General features: G+C 73.3%; 20 protein-coding genes. 6 read left to right on the top strand and 14 right to left on the bottom strand.

Translation table 11 applies throughout. The features are described from left to right. Positions 1–3 precede the first annotated feature (3 nt). The 11 genes from ACLWS4_RS27435 to ACLWS4_RS27385 all read right to left on the bottom strand — a co-directional run bounded on the left by ACLWS4_RS27435 (position 4) and on the right by ACLWS4_RS27385 (position 12601). Positions 4–1245, bottom strand: coding sequence for a CynX/NimT family MFS transporter (locus tag ACLWS4_RS27435; protein WP_387828191.1), 1242 nt, complete (start codon positions 1243–1245; stop codon positions 4–6). 64 nt (positions 1246–1309) lie between these two features. Beyond that, positions 1310–2032, bottom strand: coding sequence for a FadR/GntR family transcriptional regulator (locus ACLWS4_RS27430; protein ID WP_049652863.1), 723 nt, complete (start codon positions 2030–2032; stop codon positions 1310–1312). Positions 2033–2437: 405 nt separating this feature from the next. Beyond that, a complete protein-coding gene (locus tag ACLWS4_RS27425; protein ID WP_049652861.1) occupies positions 2438–3283 on the bottom strand; it encodes an HAD family hydrolase in 846 nt (281 codons plus the stop codon). Between the two features lie 49 nt (positions 3284–3332). Beyond that, positions 3333–4607 (bottom strand): serine--tRNA ligase, encoded by a 1275-nt coding sequence (gene serS / locus ACLWS4_RS27420; protein WP_074002021.1) that lies wholly within the window; start codon positions 4605–4607, stop codon positions 3333–3335. A gap of 507 nt (positions 4608–5114) precedes the next feature. Continuing rightward, complete coding sequence (gene pheA / locus ACLWS4_RS27415) at positions 5115–6050, bottom strand: prephenate dehydratase (RefSeq protein WP_049652857.1); 936 nt, start codon at positions 6048–6050, stop codon at positions 5115–5117. Between the two features lie 160 nt (positions 6051–6210). Next, the gene (efeB, locus tag ACLWS4_RS27410) at positions 6211–7527 is read right to left on the bottom strand and encodes an iron uptake transporter deferrochelatase/peroxidase subunit (RefSeq protein ID WP_416875493.1); all 1317 of its coding nucleotides are present in this window, start codon (positions 7525–7527) and stop codon (positions 6211–6213) included. 14 nt (positions 7528–7541) lie between these two features. Continuing rightward, on the bottom strand, positions 7542–9578 hold the full coding sequence (locus tag ACLWS4_RS27405; RefSeq protein WP_416875492.1) for a FixH family protein: 2037 nt from the start codon (positions 9576–9578) through the stop codon (positions 7542–7544). Positions 9579–9591: 13 nt separating this feature from the next. After that, the gene (locus tag ACLWS4_RS27400; RefSeq protein WP_053112532.1) at positions 9592–10107 is read right to left on the bottom strand and encodes a copper chaperone PCu(A)C; all 516 of its coding nucleotides are present in this window, start codon (positions 10105–10107) and stop codon (positions 9592–9594) included. After that, a complete protein-coding gene (locus ACLWS4_RS27395; RefSeq protein WP_049660017.1) occupies positions 10104–10763 on the bottom strand; it encodes an SCO family protein in 660 nt (219 codons plus the stop codon). Before ACLWS4_RS27395 ends, ACLWS4_RS27400 begins: the two co-directional genes overlap by 4 nt. A gap of 78 nt (positions 10764–10841) precedes the next feature. Continuing rightward, on the bottom strand, positions 10842–11591 hold the full coding sequence (locus tag ACLWS4_RS27390) for a YcnI family protein (RefSeq protein WP_387828206.1): 750 nt from the start codon (positions 11589–11591) through the stop codon (positions 10842–10844). A gap of 185 nt (positions 11592–11776) precedes the next feature. Next, a complete protein-coding gene (locus ACLWS4_RS27385) occupies positions 11777–12601 on the bottom strand; it encodes a hypothetical protein (protein ID WP_079272020.1) in 825 nt (274 codons plus the stop codon). A gap of 229 nt (positions 12602–12830) precedes the next feature. Here ACLWS4_RS27385 and ACLWS4_RS27380 point away from each other — a divergent pair, with 229 nt between their 5' ends. Next, on the top strand, positions 12831–13481 hold the full coding sequence (locus ACLWS4_RS27380; protein WP_416875491.1) for an ATP-binding protein: 651 nt from the start codon (positions 12831–12833) through the stop codon (positions 13479–13481). 211 nt (positions 13482–13692) lie between these two features. Here the strand turns inward: ACLWS4_RS27380 and ACLWS4_RS27375 are convergent, their stop codons facing one another. The 3 genes from ACLWS4_RS27375 to ACLWS4_RS27365 form a co-directional block, all read right to left on the bottom strand. Then, positions 13693–14091, bottom strand: a complete 399-nt coding sequence (locus tag ACLWS4_RS27375; protein WP_147409137.1) for a hypothetical protein — start codon at positions 14089–14091, stop codon at positions 13693–13695. Positions 14092–14159: 68 nt separating this feature from the next. Continuing rightward, complete coding sequence (locus ACLWS4_RS27370) at positions 14160–14465, bottom strand: hypothetical protein (protein WP_380777657.1); 306 nt, start codon at positions 14463–14465, stop codon at positions 14160–14162. Between the two features lie 320 nt (positions 14466–14785). Continuing rightward, entirely contained in the window at positions 14786–16150 is a 1365-nt protein-coding gene (locus ACLWS4_RS27365) for a hypothetical protein (protein ID WP_380777658.1), read from the bottom strand. A 224-nt stretch (positions 16151–16374) separates the two neighbouring features. Here ACLWS4_RS27365 and ACLWS4_RS27360 point away from each other — a divergent pair, with 224 nt between their 5' ends. From ACLWS4_RS27360 to ACLWS4_RS27340, 5 genes are all read left to right on the top strand, one after another. After that, the gene (locus ACLWS4_RS27360; RefSeq protein WP_380777659.1) at positions 16375–16803 is read left to right on the top strand and encodes an ATP-binding protein; all 429 of its coding nucleotides are present in this window, start codon (positions 16375–16377) and stop codon (positions 16801–16803) included. Continuing rightward, the gene (locus ACLWS4_RS27355; RefSeq protein ID WP_380777660.1) at positions 16800–16985 is read left to right on the top strand and encodes a hypothetical protein; all 186 of its coding nucleotides are present in this window, start codon (positions 16800–16802) and stop codon (positions 16983–16985) included. The genes ACLWS4_RS27360 and ACLWS4_RS27355 overlap by 4 nt, the downstream gene beginning before the upstream one ends. Positions 16986–17353: 368 nt before the next feature. Continuing rightward, positions 17354–19276 carry a nucleotidyltransferase domain-containing protein gene (locus tag ACLWS4_RS27350; protein WP_416875490.1) on the top strand — a complete coding sequence of 641 codons (1923 nt, stop codon included), beginning with the start codon at positions 17354–17356 and terminating at the stop codon, positions 19274–19276. Beyond that, the gene (locus tag ACLWS4_RS27345; protein WP_416875489.1) at positions 19273–20406 is read left to right on the top strand and encodes a hypothetical protein; all 1134 of its coding nucleotides are present in this window, start codon (positions 19273–19275) and stop codon (positions 20404–20406) included. The genes ACLWS4_RS27350 and ACLWS4_RS27345 overlap by 4 nt, the downstream gene beginning before the upstream one ends. After that, the gene (locus ACLWS4_RS27340) at positions 20384–21178 is read left to right on the top strand and encodes an SDR family NAD(P)-dependent oxidoreductase (RefSeq protein ID WP_380777663.1); all 795 of its coding nucleotides are present in this window, start codon (positions 20384–20386) and stop codon (positions 21176–21178) included. Before ACLWS4_RS27345 ends, ACLWS4_RS27340 begins: the two co-directional genes overlap by 23 nt.

Raw genomic sequence — 21178 nt, 5'->3', positions numbered from 1 at the left:
GGCTCAGAGGGTGCGGTTGCGGCCCGCGCCCCAGCCGGCCGCGCCGACCACCAGGACCAGCACCAGCATCAGCACCAGGGGGGTCTCCCAGCCGCCGGTCAGCTGGCGCAGCGCACCCGCGCCGACCGGGCCGGCCGCCGCGACCAGATAGCCGATCGCCTGCGACATCCCGCCCAGCTGGGCGGCACCGGCCGCGGTGTCGGTGCGCAGCACGATGAACGCCAGGCCCAGGCCCAGCGAACCGCCCTGGGCCACACCCAGGATCGTCGCCGACACCCACGCGGCGGAGACCGGCGCGACCAGCAGCATCGCGATGCCCAGCCCGTTCAGGGCGACCATGACCACCGCCAGCGCGCGCTGGCTGGTCATCCGGCCGGCCATCAGCGGCACCAGGAAGGCGCCCGCCACCTGCACCAGGTTGGAGAAGGCGAAGACCAGACCGGCCTGGCCGCGGTCCATGCCGTGCTCGGCCAGGATCGTCGGCATCCAGGCGACCAGGGTGTAGACCAGCAGCGACGAGATGCCCATGAAGAGGCTGATCTGCCAGGCCAGCGCGGACTTCCAGATGCCCTCGATCGGCTTGGCCGGCGCGGCGGCCGCGGCCACCGCCCCCTGCCGCTCCTGGCGGGAGCGCAGCACCTGCGGCAGCCAGGCCACCGCCGCGACCAGCGCGAGCAGCGACCAGGCGCCGAGCGAGGCCCGCCAGCCGCCGCCGAGCGCGTGCTCCAGCGGGACGGAGGTGCCGGCCGCGAGCGTGGCGCCGACCAGCATGGTGGTCGAGTAGACGCCGGTCATGGTGGCCGCGCGGTCCGGGAACTCGCGCTTGACCAGGCCCGGCATCGACACGTTCAACACCGCGATCGCCACGCCGATCACCACGCAGCCCGCGTACAGGGCCGCCACCGAGGGCAGCACCCGCAGCAGCACGCCCGCACCCAGCACCAGCACCGCGCCGAGCACCACCCGCTCGGCGCCGAAACGGCGGGTCAGCCGGGGGGTGAGCGGGGCGCCGACGCCCTGGAACAGCACCGGGACGGTGGTGATCAGACCGCTCGCGGTGGCGGAGAGGCCGAAGGTCCGCTGGATCTCGCCGACCATCGGGGAGACCGCGGCCAGACAGGCGCGCATGTTCAGCGCGACCAGCACGATGCCGGTCAGCAGCAGCAGCGGATGGGCCAGCCGGACGCGGCCGGGGAGCGGGGCAGGAGCGGTGACAACCGGCTGCTGGGCACGGGTGACGGCCATGGGTGTGCTGTTCTTTCGTGAATGTGCGGGGGAAGCGGACGGCGGAAGGGAGGCTCGCGCCGTCCTACTTCCGGGCCGCGATGGCCGCGAGCAGCTGCTCGACGGCCGCGGTCGGGCCGGCGAGCAGCGCACGACACGCCGCCTCGGCCCGGTCCGGGTCACCGCTCTCGATCGCGTCGACCAGCGCCTCGTGGGTGGCCACGACCGCCTCGGGCATGTCGTGGTCGCCGAAGGCGGAGGTCATCGCCTCGCGGACGGAGGCACCGAAGTAGCGGTACACCTCGGCCAGCGCGGGGTTGTGCGCGGCCTCGACGACGGCGGTGTGGAACTCCAGGTCGTGCTCGACGGTGGCCTCGCGGCTCGCCCGCTCGGGGTGCGCCGCGAACACCTCGGCCTCACGGGCCAGGGCGGCGCGCATCCGCCGGACGTCCTCGGGGGTGTGCCGCAGCGCGGCCAGCCGGGCGCCCTCGGTCTCCAGCGCCGCACGGACCTCCAGGACGTCCCGGATGCCGGAGCGCTGGACGCCGCGCAGCACGGACGCCGGGTCGCTGGTGGAGCGGACGAACGTCCCCTCGCCCTGCCGGGAGACCAGCATCCCGGCGTGCACCAGCACCCGGATCGCCTCCCGCACGGTGTTCCGCCCGACGCGCAGCTGCTCGGCCAGCTCGTGCTCGGTGGGAATCCGCGACCCCACCGGCCACGCCCCACCCGCCAGCTGCTCCCGCAACTGCTCGATCGCGGTGTCCACCAGGGAACGCCGCCCGGCCGCCTGCAAACCGCCGCTCATGCCGGACCTCCCTTGCCACCGCACACGCCGAAACCAGTCGTCGGTCATCCTACAACCGCTTGCCCGGTCATCCTACAACCAACCCCTGACCAGCCCCTGAACCCCCAGATCGGCCTCACCCCACCCGCCGCCGACAGCCCCTCCGGCCCCGAACCCGGGCCCAGGTCCCAGGGGCGGGTTCCTCCCCGCGCCCCACCCGGCATGCCCACCTCGGACCCCACCTCGGACCCCCGGGCGCGTCTCCTCCGCAGACACCAAATCCCCGCGCCCCAGCAGGGGCGCGGGGAACTGCGCGGGGCGGAAGGCCGCAGCGGATGGCCCGAGCGCCGGCGGTTCTCCGGCTTCGGGCGGGGTTACGGGGTGTGCGAGCCCGGAGCACGGCGCACAAGGGCCGCGCCGGAGGCGTCAGCGCTGCGGGTAGAGGTGCTCCAGGACCGCGGCGACGCCGTCCTCGTCGTTGCTGGTGGTGACGGTGTCGGCGACGGCGAGGAGTTCCTCGTGGGCGTTGGCCATGGCGACGCCGTGGGCGGCCCAGCCGAACATCGGGACGTCGTTGGGCATGTCGCCGAAGGCGATGGTGTCGGCGGCGCGGACGCCCAGGCGGCGGGCGGCGACGGCCAGGCCGGTGGCCTTGGACAGGCCGAGCGGGAGCAGCTCGACCACGCCGGCGCCGGCCATCACCACGCCGACCAGGTCGCCGGCGGCGCGGCGGGCGGCCTCGGCGAGGGCGTCGTCGGTGAGGGCGTGGTGCTGGATGTACAGCTTGCTGAGCGGGGAGTCGTACAGCCCGCCGCGGTCGACCCGGACGACCGGCAGGTCGGAGCCGATCAGCAGCTCGTAGCCGGGGCCGGCCAGCACCTGGCCGTCGAGGCCGTCCTGGTTGGCGGCGATGGCCAGCGGGCCGGTCTCGGCCTCGATCTTCTCGATCGCGAGCGCGGCGAGCCGCCGGTCCAGGGTGAGCGAGGTGAGCAGCTTGTGCGCGCCGGCGTCGTACACCTGGGCGCCCTGGCCGCAGACCGCTATCCCGGTGTAGCCGATCTCGTCGAAGACCGGGCGGGCCCAGACCGCGGAGCGCCCGGTGACGATGATGTGCAGCGCGCCCGCGCCGGTGGCCGCGGCCAGGGCGGCGCGGGTGCGCTCGGAGACGGTCTCCCCGCTGGTGAGCAGGGTGCCGTCGAGGTCGGTGGCGACCAGCCGGTAGGGCAGGTCGCCACCGTCGGGGGAGACGGGGCTGGGGCTGGTGGTGCTCATGGGCCGTACGTCTCCCGGGAGTGTCGCAGGTGGTGCTGGGCGGGCCGGCTTACTTGACCGGCTCGAGGACGGTCCGTCCGCCGAGGTACGGCCGCAGCGCCTCGGGCACGACGACCGAGCCGTCGGCCTGCTGGTGGTTCTCCAGGATCGCCACGATGGTGCGCGGGACGGCGACCAGGGTGCCGTTCAGGGTGGCGAGCGGGCGAGTCTTGCCCTCCTCGCGCATCCGGATCGACAGCCGGCGGGCCTGGTACTCGGTGGTGTTGGAGGTCGAGGTGACCTCGCGGTACTTGCCCTGGGTGGGGATCCACGCCTCGATGTCGAACTTGCGCGCGGCCGAGGCGCCGAGGTCGCCGGAGGCGACGTCGATCACCCGGTACGGCAGCTCCAGCGCGTTGAGGAAGTCCTTCTCCCACTGGAGCAGGCGCCGGTGCTCGTTCTCCGCGTCCTCGGGAGTGGTGTAGACGAACATCTCCACCTTCTCGAACTGGTGGACGCGGATGATGCCGCGGGTGTCCTTGCCGTAGGTGCCGGCCTCGCGGCGGAAGCAGGACGAGTAGCCGGCGTAGCGCAGCGGCAGCTTGTCGGCGTCGAGGATCTCGTCCATGTGGTACGCCGCGAGCGGGACCTCGCTGGTGCCGACCAGGTACCGGTCGTCCTCGGCGAGGTGGTACACGTTCTCGGCGGCCTGGCCGAGGAAGCCGGTGCCGTCCATGGCGGCCGGGCGGACCAGGGTCGGGGTGATCATCGGGATGAAGCCGGCCGCGGTGGCCTGGGCGATCGCCATGTTGACCAGGGCGAGCTCCAGCAGCGCGCCGACGCCGGTCAGGTAGTAGGAGCGGGCACCGGCGACCTTGGCGCCGCGCTCGGTGTCGATCGCGCCGAGGATCTGGCCGAGCTCGACGTGGTCGCGGGGCTCGAAGCCCTCGGCGGCGAAGTCGCGCGGGGTGCCGATCTCCTCGAGGGTGACGAAGTCCTCCTCGCCGCCGACCGGGGCGGCCGGGTCGATGAGGTTCGCCAGGGAGCGGAGCAGGCGGTCGGCCTCCTCCTTGGCCGCTCCCTGCTCGGCGTCGGCGGCCTTGACCTCGGCGGCCAGGTCCTTGGTGCGCTGGAGCAGGGCGGCCTTCTCGTCGCCCTTGGCCTGGGCGACCTGCTTGCCGAGCACCCGCTGCTCGCTGCGCAGTTCGTCGAAGCGGCTGCCCGAGGACCGGCGCCGCTCATCGGCGGAGAGGAGGGCGTCGACCAGGTCGACGTCCTCGCCACGGACGCGCTGCGAGGCGCGCACTCGGTCAGGGTCCTCACGGAGCAGGCGAAGGTCAATCACAGGCCCAAGCGTACCGGGAGACCGTTCCTCCACCGGTACGGCTTTTTCCCTGGGGATAACTCGTCCGCGCCTGTGGATAACTCCTGTGGGGAACTTCCCGTCGCCGGGTTATCCACAGGCCGGGCCCCGGACCTGTGGATCAAAGGGGAGGATTGCCTTCCGCGTGAACGAACCAGGGAATTGAGGTTTCAAACCTCAATCAACCTTCTCGGGTGAGGGAATTGAAGCACTCGGACGGGTGATTTGCTGGCAACCGGGTGACTCTGGTCCGATTGGTCATCTCTGCGACGCAAACCGATGGTCCGACCGGGTCTGGGCAATGGCTATACCGGTTTGTCGACTCGTCCCCAGGCCTGTGGATAACTCCGGGCTGTGGACAGCGGGGAGCCCTGTGGACAGTGGTCTCCGGCCCCGACGGCCCCTGTGGACGACGGTGCGGTCACCCGCCCGGGCCGCCCGGGCCGGGCGAAAACAGTCGGAAAAGTCCGGAAGGACTCGAGGAGAAGCTCAGATGTCCCCGCGGCCGTCGAGCGCGCGGGAGAGCCAGTCCGCCGCCGAGGTGAAATCCCCGTCCGAGGTCCCCGGCCGGCGGTGGGTGGACTCCTGCCGGTCGGCGCGCGGATAGGAGCCGAGGTACCGCACCTGCGGGCAGATCCGCTTGAGCCCCATCATCGCCTCGCCGACCCGGCGCTCGGACAGGTGCCCCTCGCAGTCGATCAGGAAGCAGTAGCTGCCCATGCCCTCGCCGGTCGGGCGGGACTCGATCCGCATCAGGTTGACCCCGCGCACCGCGAACTCCTGGAGCAGTTCCAGCAGCGCGCCCGGGTGGTCGTCCGGCAGCCAGACCACCATCGAGGTCTTGTCCGCGCCGGTCGGCGAGGAGACCCGCCCCGGGCGGCCGACCAGGACGAACCGGGTGGCCGCGCTCTTCGCGTCCGCGATCTCCTTGACCAGCGGCTCCAGCCCGTAGATCGGCGCCGCGAACTCGCCCGCGAACGCGCCGTCGTAGCGGCCCTCGGCGACCAGCCGGGCGCCGTCCGCGTTGGAGGCCGCCGACTCCCAGTCCGCCTCCGGCAGATTGGCCGCCAGCCAGCGCCGCACCTGCGGCTGGGCCACCGGGTGGCTGGTCACCGTCTTGATCCCGGACAGCTCGGTGCCCGGCCGCACCAGCAGCGCGAAGGTGATCGGCAGCAGCACCTCACGGTAGATCATCAGCGGTGTGCCGGAGGCGAGTTCGTCGTTGGTCGCGGTGACCGCGCCCTCCACCGAGTTCTCGATCGGGACGAACGCCCCGGCCGCCTCCCCGCCGCGCACCGCGTCCAGCGCCAGCGCCACCGAGGACAGCGGCACCAGCTCCCGGGTCGCCGCCTCGGGCAGGGTGTGCAGGGCCGCCTCGGTGAACGTGCCGGCCGGTCCGAGGTAGGTGTAGCGGGTGGCCGACATGACGCCTCCGTGGGGTTCCGGGGTACTGCGCGGGCAGGGTGTGCCGAAGCAGTCACCCTAACGATTCAACGGCCCCGGCGGCCAAGCGTTCCAGTGGCCGGGACCGCGGCGGTGGATCCCGGGGGTCCGCCGTCGGACCCCCGGGGAACCGTCCGGGGAACTACCCCTCCAGCAGCTGCCGGCCGAGGTAGCCGCCGGGCGGCGCGCCCGGCGGCAGCGCGTACAGGCCGCTCGCCTCGTGCCGCAGGAAGCGGGAGAGGCCGTCGCCCCGGGAGAGCTTGCGCTGCACCGGGGTGAAGCCCTTGCCCGGGTCGTTCTGGAAGGCGAGGAAGAGCAGCCCGGCGTCCGGTGATCCGTCCGGCAGCAGCCCGTCGTGGTACGAGAAGCCGCGCCGCAGCATCGCCGCCCCGCCGTTGGCCGCCGGGGCGGCGACCCGGATGTGCGCGTCGGCGGGGATCGCCAGGGTGCCGTCCGGGCCCTGCGCTGCGAGGTCGACCGGGGAGCGCTCGCCGGCCCCGGCGGGCGCGCCGAGCGGGGCGCCGTCCGACTTGCGCCGCCCGATCACCCGTTCCTGCCGGTCGACCGGCAGCGCCTCCCAGTTGTCCAGCAGCATCCGGATCCGCCGGAACACCAGGTACGAGCCGCCGGCCAGCCAGGCCGGCTGGTCGCCACCGGCGGCGCAGAACACCTTGGCGGCGAAGCCGTCCTCGTCCGGCCGGGGGTTGTTGGTGCCGTCGATCTGGCCCATCAGGTTGCGCCCGGTCACCGGCTGGGCGGCGGCGCCGGGGGTGCGGGCGAAGCCGGCCGACTGCCAGCGCAGCGCCGCCGTACCGGCCGCCAGCCGCTGGAGCACCCGCAGGGCGTGCACCGCGACCAGGGCGTCGTCCGCGCCGATCTGGACGAACAGGTCGCCGTCGCCGCGGGCCGGGTCGAGCGCGTCGCCGGGGAAGGCGGGCAGCGGTGCGAGCCCGGGCGGGCGGCGGTCGGCCAGCCCGGCCTTGTCGAACAGCGCGGCGCCGAAGCCGACCGTGACGGTGAGCGAGCAGGGTCCGGCGTCCAGCGCGACCTGGTTGTCGAACTCCTCGGACGGCTCCCCGGCGGTCAGCCGGTCGGCCGCCTTGGTCCAGCGCTGGAGCAGGGTGCGCAGCCCGTCCCGGCCGACGCCCTCGGCCAGGTCGAAGGCGGCCAGCTGGACCCTGGCCTGCGGCGGGTCGGTGATCCCGGCCTGGTGCTCGCCGCGGAACGGCACCCGGGCCGCGCCCAGCGCGCCGCCCGGGCCGGCCTCGGCCCGGCCGCTCCGGTCGGGACGGTCGTAGGCGACCGCCCCGGCGACGCCCGCGCCGGCCCCGACCAGCAGCCCGGCCCCGGCGGTGCCGAGCAGCGCCCGCCGGGTGAAGCCCGCGGGCCCCGCCGAAGCGTGGTCCGCCGGGCCGTGGCCCGCCGGGGTGCGGCCCGTCGAAGCGTGGTCCGTCGACATGTCGGTCACCCCGCTCACCCGATCTTGAACTGCTGGGTCGGGGTGGTCTGGTCGATGTCGGAGGAGCGGATCTGCACCGACACCACCCAGGTGCCCGCCAGCGGCAGCTGCGCGGTGCCGCTCCAGCGGCCGGTGCCCTCCGGGGTGAGCGCGACCGGCAGCGGGCCGAGGTCGCGGTCCGGCAGGGTGAAGGCGAGCTCCACCTCGGGGACGTCCACCGGCTGCCCGTCCGCGCCGTCCAGCGCGAGCTTCACCTCGTTCGGCCCGGTCCGGGCCGGGTTGAGGGTGACGGTCGCGGTGCCCTTGGCGTTCGGCGTCCGGCCCTTGGTGTCGTACGGGAGCTTGAGGTCGACGGTGCGGCCCGGCTCGGTCTGCGGCGCCGCGGCGGCCCCGCCGGCGGCCGGAGCGGCGGCCGCCCCGGCCTTGACCTCGCCCGCCACCCGCCCGGGCGGGGAGTTGGTGAGCATCGTGGTGACCACCAGCACCGCCACCGCGACCAGCGCCTCGACCAGCACCGAGCGGCGCAGCCCGGCCCGGGTCGGGGTCAGCCCGCGGTCGCGTCCGGCGCTCCGCAGCGCGGCCCGCTGGCGCTCCAGCTGCGCCTGCCGGGCCGGGTCCTCGCTGTGCGCCGCCACGGCGACCGGCTCCGGCAGCTCGGCCGGTGCGACCTCGACCGCCTCGGCCGGGGCCGAGCGCAGCCTGGCCAGCCAGGAGCGGGAGATCCAGGCGACGCCCAGCATCGCGGCCACGCAGCCGCTCTTCACCAGCAGCAGCCGCCCGTACTCGGTGCCGGTCAGCGCGCCCCAGCTGCCCAGGCCCCGCCAGGACTGGTAGATCCCGGTCCCGGCCAGGACGGCCACCGAGCCGAAGGCGATCTTCGAGAAGCGGTCCACCACCTCGGCGCCGACGCCCTCGCGGAGCGCGACCAGCAGCGCGGCCAGCCCGCCCAGCCAGAGCGCCATCGCGATCAGGTGCAGGATGCCGAGCGGCAGCGCCAGCCAGACCTGGATGCCCACCGAGGCGTGGTCGGCGCCGACCCAGGTCGCCGAGAGGGCGACGGCCAGCACCAGTCCGGCCACGCCGAGGCCGAGCCGGGCCTCGCGCTGCGGCCGTTCGGCGACCCGCCGCTCCAGCGCGCGCAGCTCGGCGGCCTCGGCGTCGTCCTCCGAGGGCGCAGCGCCCGCGAGGCCGTCGGTGCCGGCCTCCTCCTCGTCCCGCGGCTTCGGCACGACCGGCCGCGGCGGCTGCCCCAGCTGCCCGACCAGCAGCGACAGGAACACCCCGCCCGCCGCGAGCAGCAGAAGCCGGGCGGCCAGCGCGGTGCCGATCCGCTCGTCCAGCGTGGCGCGCACCAGCGACAGGTCGAAGGCCTGCCCGATCCCGGAGCCGCGCTCGTACGGGCCGCGCAGCATCAGTACCGCGACGGTGGAGACCAGCAGCGCCGTCCAGCCGGTCATCAGCAGCCGCTGCACCCGGCGCCGGGCGGTGCCGGCCGGCCAGCAGAGCAGCACGAAGGCGGCGACGCCGACCAGCAGCGCGAAGGCGGCGTACGCGACGGTGCGCCCGGTGCCGTACAGGGCGGCGACCAGGCCGTCGGCCTCGGCGCCCTGGAGCGCGGTGGCCGACACCGAGGTGTCCGAGGGCGCGCCGATGGAGAAGGTGAACGCCCCTCCGACCGGGTGGGAGTCGTCCGAGACGGCCCGCCAGGCCACCGTGTAGGTGCCGTTGGCGAGTCCGTCGCGCAGCCCGACCCGGGCGGTGTTGCCCTTGCCGTCGGCGTGCGCCGGGTTGCCGGTGTCCACGGCCTTGCCGGCCGGGTCGAGCACCCGGACGGAGTCGCCGGAGAGCGAGACGGACTCGCTGAAGGTCAGCGTCACCGCCTGCGGGGCGGTGGCGACCACCGAGTTCTGCCGGGGGTCGGTGGAATCCAGGGTGGCGTGCGCGGAGGCCGGCCCGGCGCCCGCGAGCATCAGCGCGAGCAACGCGCCGAGCACTCCGAGCACCCCGGCGATCCGGCGGTGGGTGGCCTTCTCCAGGCCGGCCGACTGCATGGTGGCGGTCCCCTTAACTCTGGCCGGGGCGGTAGGTGAGCTCCTTGACCGGCACCTTGACCGAGATGGTGCCGGACTTGGCGAAGGTGAGGTCCAGCTCCAGCTCGTCGCCGAGGACCGGGGCCTTCTGCCATCCCATGATCATGAGGTGGTTGCCGCCCCGGGCGAGCTGCAGCGCGCCGTGCGCGGGGACGTCGAGGCTGTCCACCTGCTCCATGGTCGACGCGCTCGAGCGGTGCATGGTGACCGACTCGGCGGCCGGGCTGCTCACCTTGAGCAGCTGGTCCTGCCCGCCGTCGTTGCGGACGGTCAGGTAGCCGGCCGCCATGCCGCCGGCCGGGGGGAGCGGGATGTAGGAGTCGGCGACGCTGAGCCGGGCCGGTCCGGCGGCGGCACCGTCCTGGCCGCCCGCGCCGCCGCCCGTCCCGCAGGCGGCCAGGATGGCGCCGCCGCCCAGGGCCGTGGCGACGACGGCGCCGAGCAGGGCGCTGCGGCGGAAGCGGCCGGTCCCGGTCTGCGCCGGGGTCACGCCGCGACCCCCTTGGCGAGCAGCGGCAGGTCGTGCTCGTAGGTCTTCTCCTCGGTGCCGCTCATGTAGAGCACGTGCGCCTTGTCGTCCGAGGGGAGGAAGGCCAGCACCTGCGCGCCGTGGGTGGAGGTGACCGTGCCGTCCGCGTTGACGACCGGGTCCTCGATCATGATGCCGAGCGACCTGGCGGCGGTCTTCACCTTGGCCAGGTCCCCGGTGAGGCCTATGAAGTCGCTGCCCATCGAGTCCAGCCAGGTGCGCAGCACCTGGGGGGTGTCGCGCTGCGGGTCGGTGGAGACGAAGACGACGTTGACCTTCTGCCGCTCCTCCGCGGGGAGCGCCTTCATCGCGACACCGATGTCGCCCATGGTGGTCGGGCAGACGTCCGGGCAGCTGGTGTACCCGAAGAACAGCAGGGTGGCCTTGCCGTTGGTCTGCTGGCGCAGGTCGAAGGGCTGGCCGGCGGTGTCGGTCAGCTGGAGGTCCGGCTTCTCGAAGTTCTTGGCGAGCTTGGTGCCCTGGTACGGGGTGTCCTCCTTCTGCCGGGTGACCTTGGCGGCGGTGGAGCCGCCGCCGGAGGAGCCGCAGGCGGAGAGGGTCAGGGCGGCGGCCAGCGCGAGGGCGGCCGCGCCGGCCAGGCGGGTGGTGCGGGGCATGGGAGTTCCGATCGTGCGGGGTGGGCCACCGGTGGGGCCCGTACCCGTGGTCCGGGTACGGGCCCCACCGGCGTGGGGTCAGGAGGCGGTGTTGCCGCTCTTGCGGCGCAGGCCGAGCACACCGACGGCGGTGCCGATCACACCGACGACGATGCCGACCACGCCCAGGGTGCGGGCGGTGGAGTCGCTGGACTTGGCGTCGCCGGCGGCGGCGGCCTGGTCGGAGCTGCCCCCGTGGGCGCCCGCGGCCGGGGAGGCGGTGACGCCGTGGCCGTCACCCTCGGCGGCCTTGGTGAGCTTCAGGACGGGCGCGGGCTTGGCCGGCTCGGGCTGGCCGTCCTTGGTCTCGTCGATCCAGCGGGCGATGTCGCCGTTGTCGTAGGTCTGGAGGGTCTTGAAGACCAGGTTGTCGGTGTCGGTCGGCAGCGGGCCGAGCGAGACCCGGAACTCCTGGAACTGGCCGGGGGCGATCTTGGTGCCGGCGTCGGCGGTCCAGGTGATCTTGGAGACGGCCTCGGTGACGTCGTTGCCGTGCACCTTGATCGGCTTGTCGAGCTTGGCCTTCTCGACCGCGGCGGTCCAGCCCGGCAGCGGCAGGGTCCGGACCGAGGCCAGCGGGTGGTCCAGCGGGAGGTTGACCTCCAGCTTCACCGTGCCCGCCGTGTCGCTCTCGTTCGGCACCCGGAAGTCGACGGCCGTGTAGCCGCCCTGGGCGGCCGCACCCGGGTTCACGGTGACGTGCGCGAAGGCGGGGCCGGCCAGCGCCACCACGGACGCGGCGGCGGTGAGGGCGACGGCGGCGAGACGGCGGGCGGGAAGGGAACGCATGATGCGGGTCTCCGATCGGAGCTCGGCGGCAGCCGGAACCGGCGACGGACGGGAGCCGTGCCGCGGGGGCCGCGGGGGTGGGGACGCGGGGGTGGAGCCTCGGGCCGCCCCGGTGGTCGGGGGAACGGCCGGACGGTACGCACGCCGGGCACCCGGGACGGCCGAGGGCCGCCAGGAAACGCCGGTCAGTACGCGAGGGCCCCGCACGGCGGGCCGCGCCGCACCACGCTGTGCCGCAGCACGGCACCCGCCGGGAGCGGGCTCTCCCCGCCCCGGGCACCGAACCGGCGGGCCGGGCCGGCCGTCCCGAACAGACCGCGCAGCAACGCGGCCACCAGCGCGAACGCCGTACGCAGCGGCGCCGCCCAGTGCTCCCGGGCGGCCGTGGCGGCCACCCGCAGCAGCTGCCACAGGGCCGCCTCGCCGCGCCGCAGCCACCAGCCCGCGACCAGCGCGGCGCCGAGGTGCCCGGCCAGCATCGACGGCGTCATGCCGAAGACCCCGGCCTGCCACCAGGGAGCGGCGGCGAACGCGTGCGGGTCCAGGCCAGCGGAGGAGACCAGCTGCTCCGGGGACGGGCTGCCCGGCAGGCCGAGCAGCGTGCCGGGGCGGGCCTCGTTGCAGATCAGCCGGCCGGCCACCTGCGGCACCGTCAGCGGACCGGAGCCCCCGTGGTGCATGCCGGCCATGGAGCCGCCGAAACCGTTGAAACCGTGGAAGAGGCAGTGCAGTCCGAGCTGCCCGGCGCCGAGCGCCCCGGCGATGGCCGCCAGCGAACGCTCCCGCCCGCCGCAGACCACCGCGAACGCCAGCACCGCGGCGAAGCCCAGCGCCAGCGCGGTCGGCGGCACGTTCCCGCCACCCGCCAGGGCGTGCCCGGCGGCGGCTATCAGGGTGCACACCAGCGCGAACGGGACCGCCCGGGCAAGCCGCAGGTCCCAGGCGGCGGACCCCACCGGCTGGGCCGGTCCGGGGGCGCCCGGGAGCGGGGCGGCGGCGAGGGCAGTCATGGCCGGGCCATCCTCTCATTGCGTACGCCGCCGACACGGGCAGGGTGGGAAATCCCTACGAATGCCCCTTTCGGCGGCGCGTGCGAGGGGGCGTACGCGTCGCCCGGCACAGACCCCGGCCCCCGGTCCATCCGCCGAACGGGCGGTAGCGGCCCCCGGGCACGGTTCGCCGGGGAATCGCCCGGAGATACCTAGTTGTATGTGGAGCCGCAGCCAGGAGGGACCTCCCGTGGACATCTGGTGGACTCTGCACCTCAAGCGCGACCCGGCCAGCGTTCCGCTGGCCCGGCGCATCCTGCTCGGTGCGATGGCGACCGCGGGCGTCGACCCGCAGATCGCGGACGACCTCGGCGTCGCCCTCACCGAGGCCTGCGCCAACGCCGTCGAGCACGGCGCCACCGGGCGGCCCGACGACGGCTTCCAGGTCACCGCCTCGATCTGCGGCGACCGGCTGCGGATCGAGGTCACCGACTCGGGCCCCGGCCTGCCGGCTCCCGCCCCCGCCGGGGCCGCTGCCGCCGTCCGCCGCACCCCCGCCCTGGACCAGGCCCGTCCGGCGGCGGCCGGCCGGGCGCCCCGCCGCACCCGCCGCGGCCGCGCCACCGTCCCGGCCCGCGTCCTCGCTGCCTACGGCCCCCGCCGTGACGGCCACCCGTACGACACCCACGTCCTGCCCTGTCGCCCCAGCGTCCCCACCCTGCGCCCGGTCGACCTGGACACCCTCCCCGACCTCACCGCCGAGTCCGGCCGCGGCCTCTTCCTCATCCACGCCCTCACCGACCACGTCCAGCTGCGCAACCACCCGCTGCGCGGGGCGATCGTCAGCTTCGACAAGATCCTCAAGTGGCAGGACGGGGCCCTGCTCCAGGCGGCCTCGTAACGCTACTGTGGCCCTGAACTGCGAAAACGGCACGAGCCTGACCTCACCCGCGCCTACTTCGACGAGCACTTCACTGCACCGGAGCGCGAGTGGGAGAGCTTCGACGCGGCAATGCTGAGCTTGGGCTTCGACTGGCTTCTTATGGGTTCGACATGGGACTGGTCCCAGTGGGCCTCGGGCCGTTGCTGCCCAGCAACGGCCCGAGGCCAGGTCAGTTCTCGCTCGTTCCCTGGGGAGGTGCCGCCAGCCCCTGGTTTGCGGGCTCTCGGCGTGCACGGTAGGCAGCCTGTCGGCAGGCGTCGGAGCAGTACTTCCTGGGCCTGCCGCCGACTGGACCAGCGGGGGGCAGCACGTTGCGTTGGCAGGTGGCGCATTCGCGTAGAAGGGCACGTTCGAGCTTTTCGAGCTGGCTCACCAGGGCGGGCGGTACGCCGTCTGCCAGCTCGGCTACGAGCTGGTAGCCGGCGGGGTGCCGGAGGATCGAGATTCGCTTGTGGATCTCCCGTTCCATGTCCCGCCAGGCCCTGCCGCCAGTGGCCCGGGCGATCTCGGCGTCGGACCAGAGGGCGGACGCGAAGGCGAGCAGCGCTTGTTCGACGTGCTGGCTCACGCCGCTGTCCAGAGCGGTGGTGAACGCTTCGACCTGGTCCTGAACGGGGTCGCGATGGGGGCGGCGCCTCACTGAGCGTCCGTGGCGGAAGTGGATCGAGTCAGCTCCCCGGCGATGATGGCGGCTTGTACAGGTGTAGGGGTCTCGGTCCGTTGGATCGGGATGGCCGGGGTAGGGCTGATGGGGCGGTTCCGGGGCACCAAGTCCTGGAATGCCCTGACGACGGACGCGAGTGCGGTGAGGACCTTCGGGACGTCGGTCGGTGGGGCTTTCCTGATCGCCACGCAGCCGAGGATACCGATCACAGCAACGGCGAGGGCCAGGCCGATCGGGGTGGCCGCGAGTGCGATCCACATGCCGGTTTCGAAGGTCACGCTTTCCTCCTGGAAACGCGTGAAGGCCCCTGGGGGACCAGGGGCCTTCATGGTGATTGCGACGGTGCGCGGGAAGCAAAAAAGCCCCGCCGGGGCGGGGCCGATCCAACGGCAGTATGCCGTCTGGGCACAGTTGTACCGCTGGCATCAGCGTGGCAGAAAGGGTGACTGATCGTCAAGTCGCGGCTTCTCGCTGGTCAGAGGCCGATTTCTCGATGCATTCTTCATGGTAGCGGTTTCGTAACGCAGGGTTGAGGGCTTCTGGCCGGAACGATCTGAAAGCCCTTCACCGGTCCTGCGGGAGGGTGGCGTCAGGCTGATCACGTCAGGAAAGAGGCTGCCCGTTCGTCGAGTTCCTGAGCTGCCGAGACGCCGCGGCTCTTGAACTGGGCGAGGCTCTTGCGCATCTCCATCACCGAACGTCGGGTGCGGACGGACTGCACGCCGGCCATGGCGTCGAGCGCCCTGTTCCAGGTCCCGCATGCCTGCTCGATACCGCCGTCAGCGAGTTCCATCTTGGCCTGGTCCACCAGGTCGAGCGCGAGGATCCTCGCGTACGTCGAAGCCGGGCGGTTGGCCGCTGCCGCCGCGTAGTTCTCTGCGGCGCCCTTCCGGTCGCCGAGCCGGGAGAAGACCTTGGCACTGCGGGAGTTGACCGTGGCGCGAGCCGGGCCCCAGGAGAGCGCCCAGTATGGCATCGCGTCGCCGCCTGCGGCCTCCAGCAGGTCCCGGGCCCGCTGGACGGCTTGGACAGCGGGGCGACGCTGGTTGGTGGCCGCCAGGCCGTGGGCGTGGGTGATGGTGAACAGGGCCTCCGTCGAGGCGTCCACGCGGCCGACGACGCGCGACAGAGCCGTCTCCGACAGCGCGAAGGTCTTGGAGGGGTGGCGGAGCTTCATGCCCTGCTGGGCGAGGGTGCGCAGGACGAAGGCGTCGTGGCCGACGATCCCGGACTCGACGGCGAGGGCGTAGGACTGGTGGTAGTAGCGCTGGGCGAGGCCCTGCTCGCCGGCGTCGTACGCCTTCCATCCGGCCAGGTGCACGCCGACCGCTGCGGCGGAGAGCATCTGCTGACGGTCCTCGTGGGTGCGGAAGGTGCCCCGGCACAGGGCCGCAACGTCGGATCGAAGGTACTGGATCAGGGCGGAGCGGCCGTGCTGGCCGCCGTGGCGCTCGTCGATCTCGGTGAACATGCTGATCATGTCGCGGACCGCAGCGACCTCGGCGGCTCCGGCGACGGCGCCGCCTCGGACGGCCGCGGTGCGTTCCGCGCTCTCACGGACGTAGTCCAGCGGCAGGTGCATCGCGGCGACGGAGTACGCCGAGGCGGCCAGGAACTTGCGTCGGTCCAAGTCAGCTCTCCACACCCGTGCGAGGACGCCCACCGGGTCGGGGCCGATGGACAGCCCGAGGCCCGGATCGGATTCTTCCACCGACCGTAGCCCGAGTTCGGCTGGGGTGTAGAGCCGTCCCGTCTTGCGGAACAGCGCCTCACAGATGAAAGCGGGAGTGTCGCCCTCCGGATCGGCGCCACGCAGCCACTTGTGGACCGTGGACGGGTTCGTCCGCAGGTGGACACCGACCTCGGCCGCCACTCGGACGACGCCCCGGGCGAGGGCGTCGAAGGTCATGTCAGCGTCGTTGATGGCCGCTTCGAGCTGGTGATTCGTCACAGGCTGTGCCATGACCACTCCCTTCCTCGGCGCCGGGTGGCAGTAAACACGGTAAAGACAACCGGCCCTCCGAGGCAGGGACTTGGATGAAGGAACGCCGGTTGACTTGGTGTCAGCCGCTTGGGTCGAGAGTCGATACCGGCTCCGGGGAAGCACCGGGCGGCTGACTCCGACCGCTGCCGCCCGGACAGCCCCCGCTGTCCGGAGCAGACAGCCCTGGCGACCAGGAGCGGACCGTGACTACTGAGATCCTGACCAGAACGGGACCACTCGCACGGCCCACGACGGTCGAGCTGCCGTACGCGCCGCAGTCTGCCTCCGCGGCACGTCGGCTGGTCCGCGACGCGCTCGCGGACTGGGCACTGGGCTACGTGGCCGCCGACGCCGAGTTGGTCGTCACGGAGCTGGTCTCCAACGCGGCCAAGACCGGCTGCCTGACCGCTATGCAGGTCGGCGTCGCCCTGGTGGTCAACCGCGCCGGCCAGGCCGTGCGGATCTCCGTACGGGACGGGTCCTGTGTCCTGCCGGTCCTGATCGGCGCCGCCCACGACGCGGAGTCCGGACGCGGCCTGGCCCTGGTCGATTGCTTGGCCGTTGTCTGGGGCGTCGACCTGGAGCCGCACGGCAAGACGACGTGGGCGGACATCGACGTGGAGCGGGCGTGAGCGGCCGACACCGCAGCGCGGACCGCGGCCCGGTAAGCCACGTACTCGCCGGGCTGTGGGTGCTCGGCCACGCCGTCGTCCTCGGGCTGCTGTCCATTCCGATCCAGCATGCCGTCGAGGCGGACGCCATGGACCGCGCTGGTTCCTCGGCGTCGGTGCCGGACACGCCGCCGCCCGCCTGACCCCAAGACCCCCGCCTCGGCATCCGCCGCACACCGGCCCGAGGCGGGACCGGCGGCTCCGGGTGAACCCCCGCAGTCGGAGCCGCCCACCTTCGCCGGCCTCGGCGACCTGCCAGGCCGGAAACCCTCACACCGAAGGGAGATTCGCCGTGCCGCAAACCGCCGCTCCGATCTTGGAGGCCCCCCAGCCTCCGCCGCCCCAGCCTCCGCCGCCCCCGCCGCCTCCGCCCCCGGCCCCGCCGACCCCGCAACCGCCGTACCCGGGCCGGTAGCCCGATCCGGCCCTCGGCCGGGCGCCCCTGCGGCGTCCGGCCGAGAGCCGCCCACCGCCCCACAGACATTGCGCAGCCCAGCCCTCGGAGGAAATCGTGTCCATCTCCCCTGAGCAGGACCCCACGCCTTCCCGGCCCGTGACGATCGCGATCAGCGGTCCCGACAACGTCGGCAAGACCAAGCAGATCGGCATTCTGGCTCGCCGCCTCGGCTCCGCCGCCCACGCCACCGGACGGCTGGACGACTACGACACGCGCTGGGACGGCATCAAGGCCACGGGCATGGGCGCCTGGTGGTTCGAGCGCGGCCCGATCGAGGAGGTCGCCGACGTCCTCGTCAGCTCCTACCTGGAGCGCTCCCGCAGGCCCGCCGCCGCGCCCGTCCGCCTGATGGACCGGGGCATCCCGATGCTGGAAGCCTCGCTGGCCGCCACCGTCGCGGTGCGCGAGCGTCTCCGCCCCGATGGGGCCGCCGACCGGGCCCGCAAGCTGCTCGACGCCTACGCCGCCGACGTGCGAGCCGCCGAAGCCGCCGAGCACGGCATCGTGCTCCTGCACGATGACGACCCGGTGATCGGTACCTCCCGCAGCCTCTCCCACGAGCGTCACGTCACCCCGACCTACGCGGACTACCAGCGGCACCTCCACCTGCAGATGCACCGGCTCATCGCCGAGGGCAGGTGGGCGGAGACCACCGTGGTCGGCGAGCACCGGGTCATGGCCGTCCAGGACGAGATCCGCCAGCGCTTACACCCGATCACCCCGCTCGTGCCGCCCCGCGCCCTGCCCGGGGTGCGGGTGATCGCGCTCGGTGGCATGTCGGAGAGTGGCAAGAGCACGGCGGGCGAGTACCTGCGGGTCAGGCACGGGTACGCCCGCCTCAAGATCGGCTACCTGATCGAGGACGCCGCCCAGCGCGCCGGCACCGCCGACCCGTATGAGCTCCCGGCTGTGGTGCGGGCCGAGCTGCTGGTCGACGGCCTCGACCGCTACTGCGCGGCCCATCACTTCCTCGACCACGTCACCATCGAGTCGCTGCACGACCAGGACGCGACCGCCGAGCTGCGGCGGATGCTCGGCGAGCAGCTGACCGTCGTGTACGTCGACGCGATGCCGGAGGTCCGTGCCGAACGCGGCACCGCTGGGCCTGAGGACGTGGTCGAGCGCGACGCCGTCAAGGCCCGCCGTGGCGCAGCCGGGATTGCCTCGCTCGCGCAGGAGGTCATCGACAACAACCACACCCGTCTGCACCTGGAGCGCCGCCTCGACGGGATCGCCCTGGCCCGCCGGTGGCCGCTGCGCAGGCCGGCCACCACGCCGGTGAACATGCTGGGCCTGCCCGTCCACCTGGAGTCCTACCTGTCCGAGCTGCTCGACCGCACCACCGTCCAGGTGCCGCCCGTCATCGACCTCCTCGCCGTGACCGGCAGCGGCGCCCGAGGCAAGTACCAGCACGGGTGGTCCGACCTGGACGTCTTCGTCGTCGCCGAGCAGGACAGCCTCCCCAGGCTCCGGCAGGCCCTCGCCGAACTCGAAGCCGAACTCGCTGGCGTCAAGCTCGGCCTGACCGTGCTGACCCAGGACGAGTGCCGCACCGGGGCGGTCACCTCCCGCCTGCTGCACGTCCTCATGCTGATCGGCTCCGGCTCCCTCGTGCCGCTGTGGTGCCGTCCCGGCCTGGCCCTGCCCGCCCCGGACGCAGCCGGCGATGTGGCGGCCAGCGTCGAGGCCGGTGTGCAGGCCGCCATCGAGATCCGCCGCCAGATTCTCAAGGGAGCCCCCGACCTCCGCGCCCTGTTCAAGATCACCGCTCTGCTGGCCAAGGTGATGCTGCGCTTCGAGGGCACCGAGCGTGCCTCGGACGACGATGCGCTGGGCGTCTTCCTCGACCGCGAGCCCGCCACCGACGCCGATCTGCGTCGCCAGGCCCGCGAGGACCGCGAGAAGGCGGTGGAGCTGGCCAACACCGTCCTGGGCCACTGGCTGGCCACCATCGCGCTGCCGACGAGCCGCGCATGAACGACCCCACCACCACCTCGGTCCCGGCCTTCCGCAAGATCCTCGCCCCCGCCGCAGCGGAGGCCGAGGTCCAGGGCTGGCAGGCCACCGCCCGCACACTGCCGGTGCCCCAACTACTGAGCCACAGCTGGGCAGGCGGCAAGAACGTAGTGGCTTACGAGGACGTGTTCGCCACCGGTCGCTGCACCATGCTGCTCGGCGACGTCATCGCCACCGCCGACCGGCACCCGAGTGCCTTGCCTCGGGTCACCGCGCTGATCGACGCCGTCTGCGACAGCCTGCTCGCCGCCGTCGCCGACAGCGGAAGTACCGCGCCGCTCTCGGACTGCGTGCCCGGCCTCTACCTGGACCGCATCCGCCCCGGCGGGCGGATCGACACCTGGTACCTGTCCGGCCGCCTCACGGTCCCCGCCCCACGCACCGACCAGCGGCTGCCTGTGCACGCCCTCACCGGCCACATCCTCGTCGTCAACGGCGTCCCGATGCGGCTCGACCTGCCCGCCATCGTCTGGGAAGCCCGCGAAACGCTCTGCTCCGCCCGTACCTGGGCCACCGCGCTCACCCAGGGCGACCCGACCGAACCGAACATCGCCGACCCGCTGTGCTGGCTCGACTTCCAGTACGCCGGCCGCAACACGCTCGCCGGGGAAATCGCCATCCTCCTCTGGTACTTGCTCGGCATGGGCGGCTGGCTCGTACCGACCTATCAGCCCGAGGTGTACGCCCGCACCCTCCCGCTGCACCTGCCGCCGGTCACCACTCCGCACCTCGAACACGTCGACCACGACGAGCGCCACCGCCGCCTGGAAGTCCGCTACACCTGGGCGGTCGGCGCCGGACGCCAGGCCGCAATCGACCGCCTGCTGAAGCGTGTTCGCGCCGACCTCGCGCCCGCCGCCGGACTGGCCCCGGACCGCTTCCTCGCCCAGATCCGCCACTTCCTCACCCTGCGGATCCTTGGCGTCATCCCGCCCGGCCGCCTCACCGGCCACGACCTCCTCCTGCTCCTGGCCAAGCTCGCCGAGACCCAGCAGCCCGAGAGCGTCGACGAGACCTTCACCCGCACCCAGCCTGCTCCGGCCACCGGCCTCGACGATCGGACCGACGATGACCACACCCACGCCGCTTGAACTGCCCATCGCCGCCCTGCCGCTCCAAGGTCGGGTCGCGCTGGTCACCGGCGGAGCCACCGGTATCGGCGCCGCCATCGGACGAGCCCTGGCCGCCGCCGGAGCTGCCGTCGCCGTCAACCACCTCGCGCAGATCAACCAGGCCCGCACTGTGCTCGCCGACGTACGGCGAGAGGGCCGCAGCGGCATCGAGGTCAACGCCGACCTCACCGACCCGAACGCCGTCGCCGCGCTGGCCAGCCAGGTCGAGTCCGAACTCGGGCCGGTCGACATCCTCGTCAACAACGCGGGCACCTACCCTCGCATCCCGTGGGACGAGCTCGGCGAGGACGACTGGGCGCGCGCCATCGAGTCCAACCTGACGATCCACTACCGCACTTGCCGGGCCATCGGCCCCGGTATGGCTGAGCGCCGATGGGGCAGGATCGTCAACATCGGCAGCGTCAACGCCCGCGCCGGCCGCCCCGGACTCACCGCCTACAGCACTGCCAAGGCCGGACTCCTCGGCCTCACCAGGTCGCTGGCCAGGGAACTTGGACCGGCCGGGATCTGCGTGAACACTGTCGTACCCGGGGCCATTCAGGTCGAGGCGGAGAACGACCTGCCCGCCCACCACCGAGCCCGCCCCGAGGACCAGATCCGCCGTCAGTGCGTTCAGCGCCGGGGTCGCCCCGAGGACGTCGCCGCCGCCGTCGCCTTCCTCGCCGGCCCCAGCGCGTCCTTCATCACTGGCCAGTCGTTGCACGTCGACGGCGGCTGGCTCCTCCACTGA

Origin of the sequence: Kitasatospora sp. SC0581, assembly GCF_048159585.1 — a bacterium.
Taxonomy (GTDB): Bacteria; Actinomycetota; Actinomycetes; order Streptomycetales; family Streptomycetaceae; genus Kitasatospora.
Note: the sequence above shows the minus strand (reverse complement) of the source record. Positions and strands in the feature narration are given on the sequence as shown.

Coding starts and splice junctions, on each gene's coding strand:
- pheA (WP_049652857.1), bottom strand. CDS start 6,050: ATGTCGGCCACCCGCTACACCTACCTCGGACCGGCCGGCACGTTCACC.
- ACLWS4_RS27430 (WP_049652863.1), bottom strand. CDS start 2,032: ATGAGCGGCGGTTTGCAGGCGGCCGGGCGGCGTTCCCTGGTGGACACC.
- efeB (WP_416875493.1), bottom strand. CDS start 7,527: ATGTCGACGGACCACGCTTCGACGGGCCGCACCCCGGCGGGCCACGGC.
- ACLWS4_RS27340 (WP_380777663.1), top strand. CDS start 20,384: ATGACCACACCCACGCCGCTTGAACTGCCCATCGCCGCCCTGCCGCTC.
- ACLWS4_RS27435 (WP_387828191.1), bottom strand. CDS start 1,245: ATGGCCGTCACCCGTGCCCAGCAGCCGGTTGTCACCGCTCCTGCCCCG.
- ACLWS4_RS27345 (WP_416875489.1), top strand. CDS start 19,273: ATGAACGACCCCACCACCACCTCGGTCCCGGCCTTCCGCAAGATCCTC.
- ACLWS4_RS27385 (WP_079272020.1), bottom strand. CDS start 12,601: ATGACTGCCCTCGCCGCCGCCCCGCTCCCGGGCGCCCCCGGACCGGCC.
- ACLWS4_RS27395 (WP_049660017.1), bottom strand. CDS start 10,763: ATGCCCCGCACCACCCGCCTGGCCGGCGCGGCCGCCCTCGCGCTGGCC.
- ACLWS4_RS27365 (WP_380777658.1), bottom strand. CDS start 16,150: ATGGCACAGCCTGTGACGAATCACCAGCTCGAAGCGGCCATCAACGAC.
- ACLWS4_RS27425 (WP_049652861.1), bottom strand. CDS start 3,283: ATGAGCACCACCAGCCCCAGCCCCGTCTCCCCCGACGGTGGCGACCTG.
- ACLWS4_RS27390 (WP_387828206.1), bottom strand. CDS start 11,591: ATGCGTTCCCTTCCCGCCCGCCGTCTCGCCGCCGTCGCCCTCACCGCC.
- ACLWS4_RS27405 (WP_416875492.1), bottom strand. CDS start 9,578: ATGCAGTCGGCCGGCCTGGAGAAGGCCACCCACCGCCGGATCGCCGGG.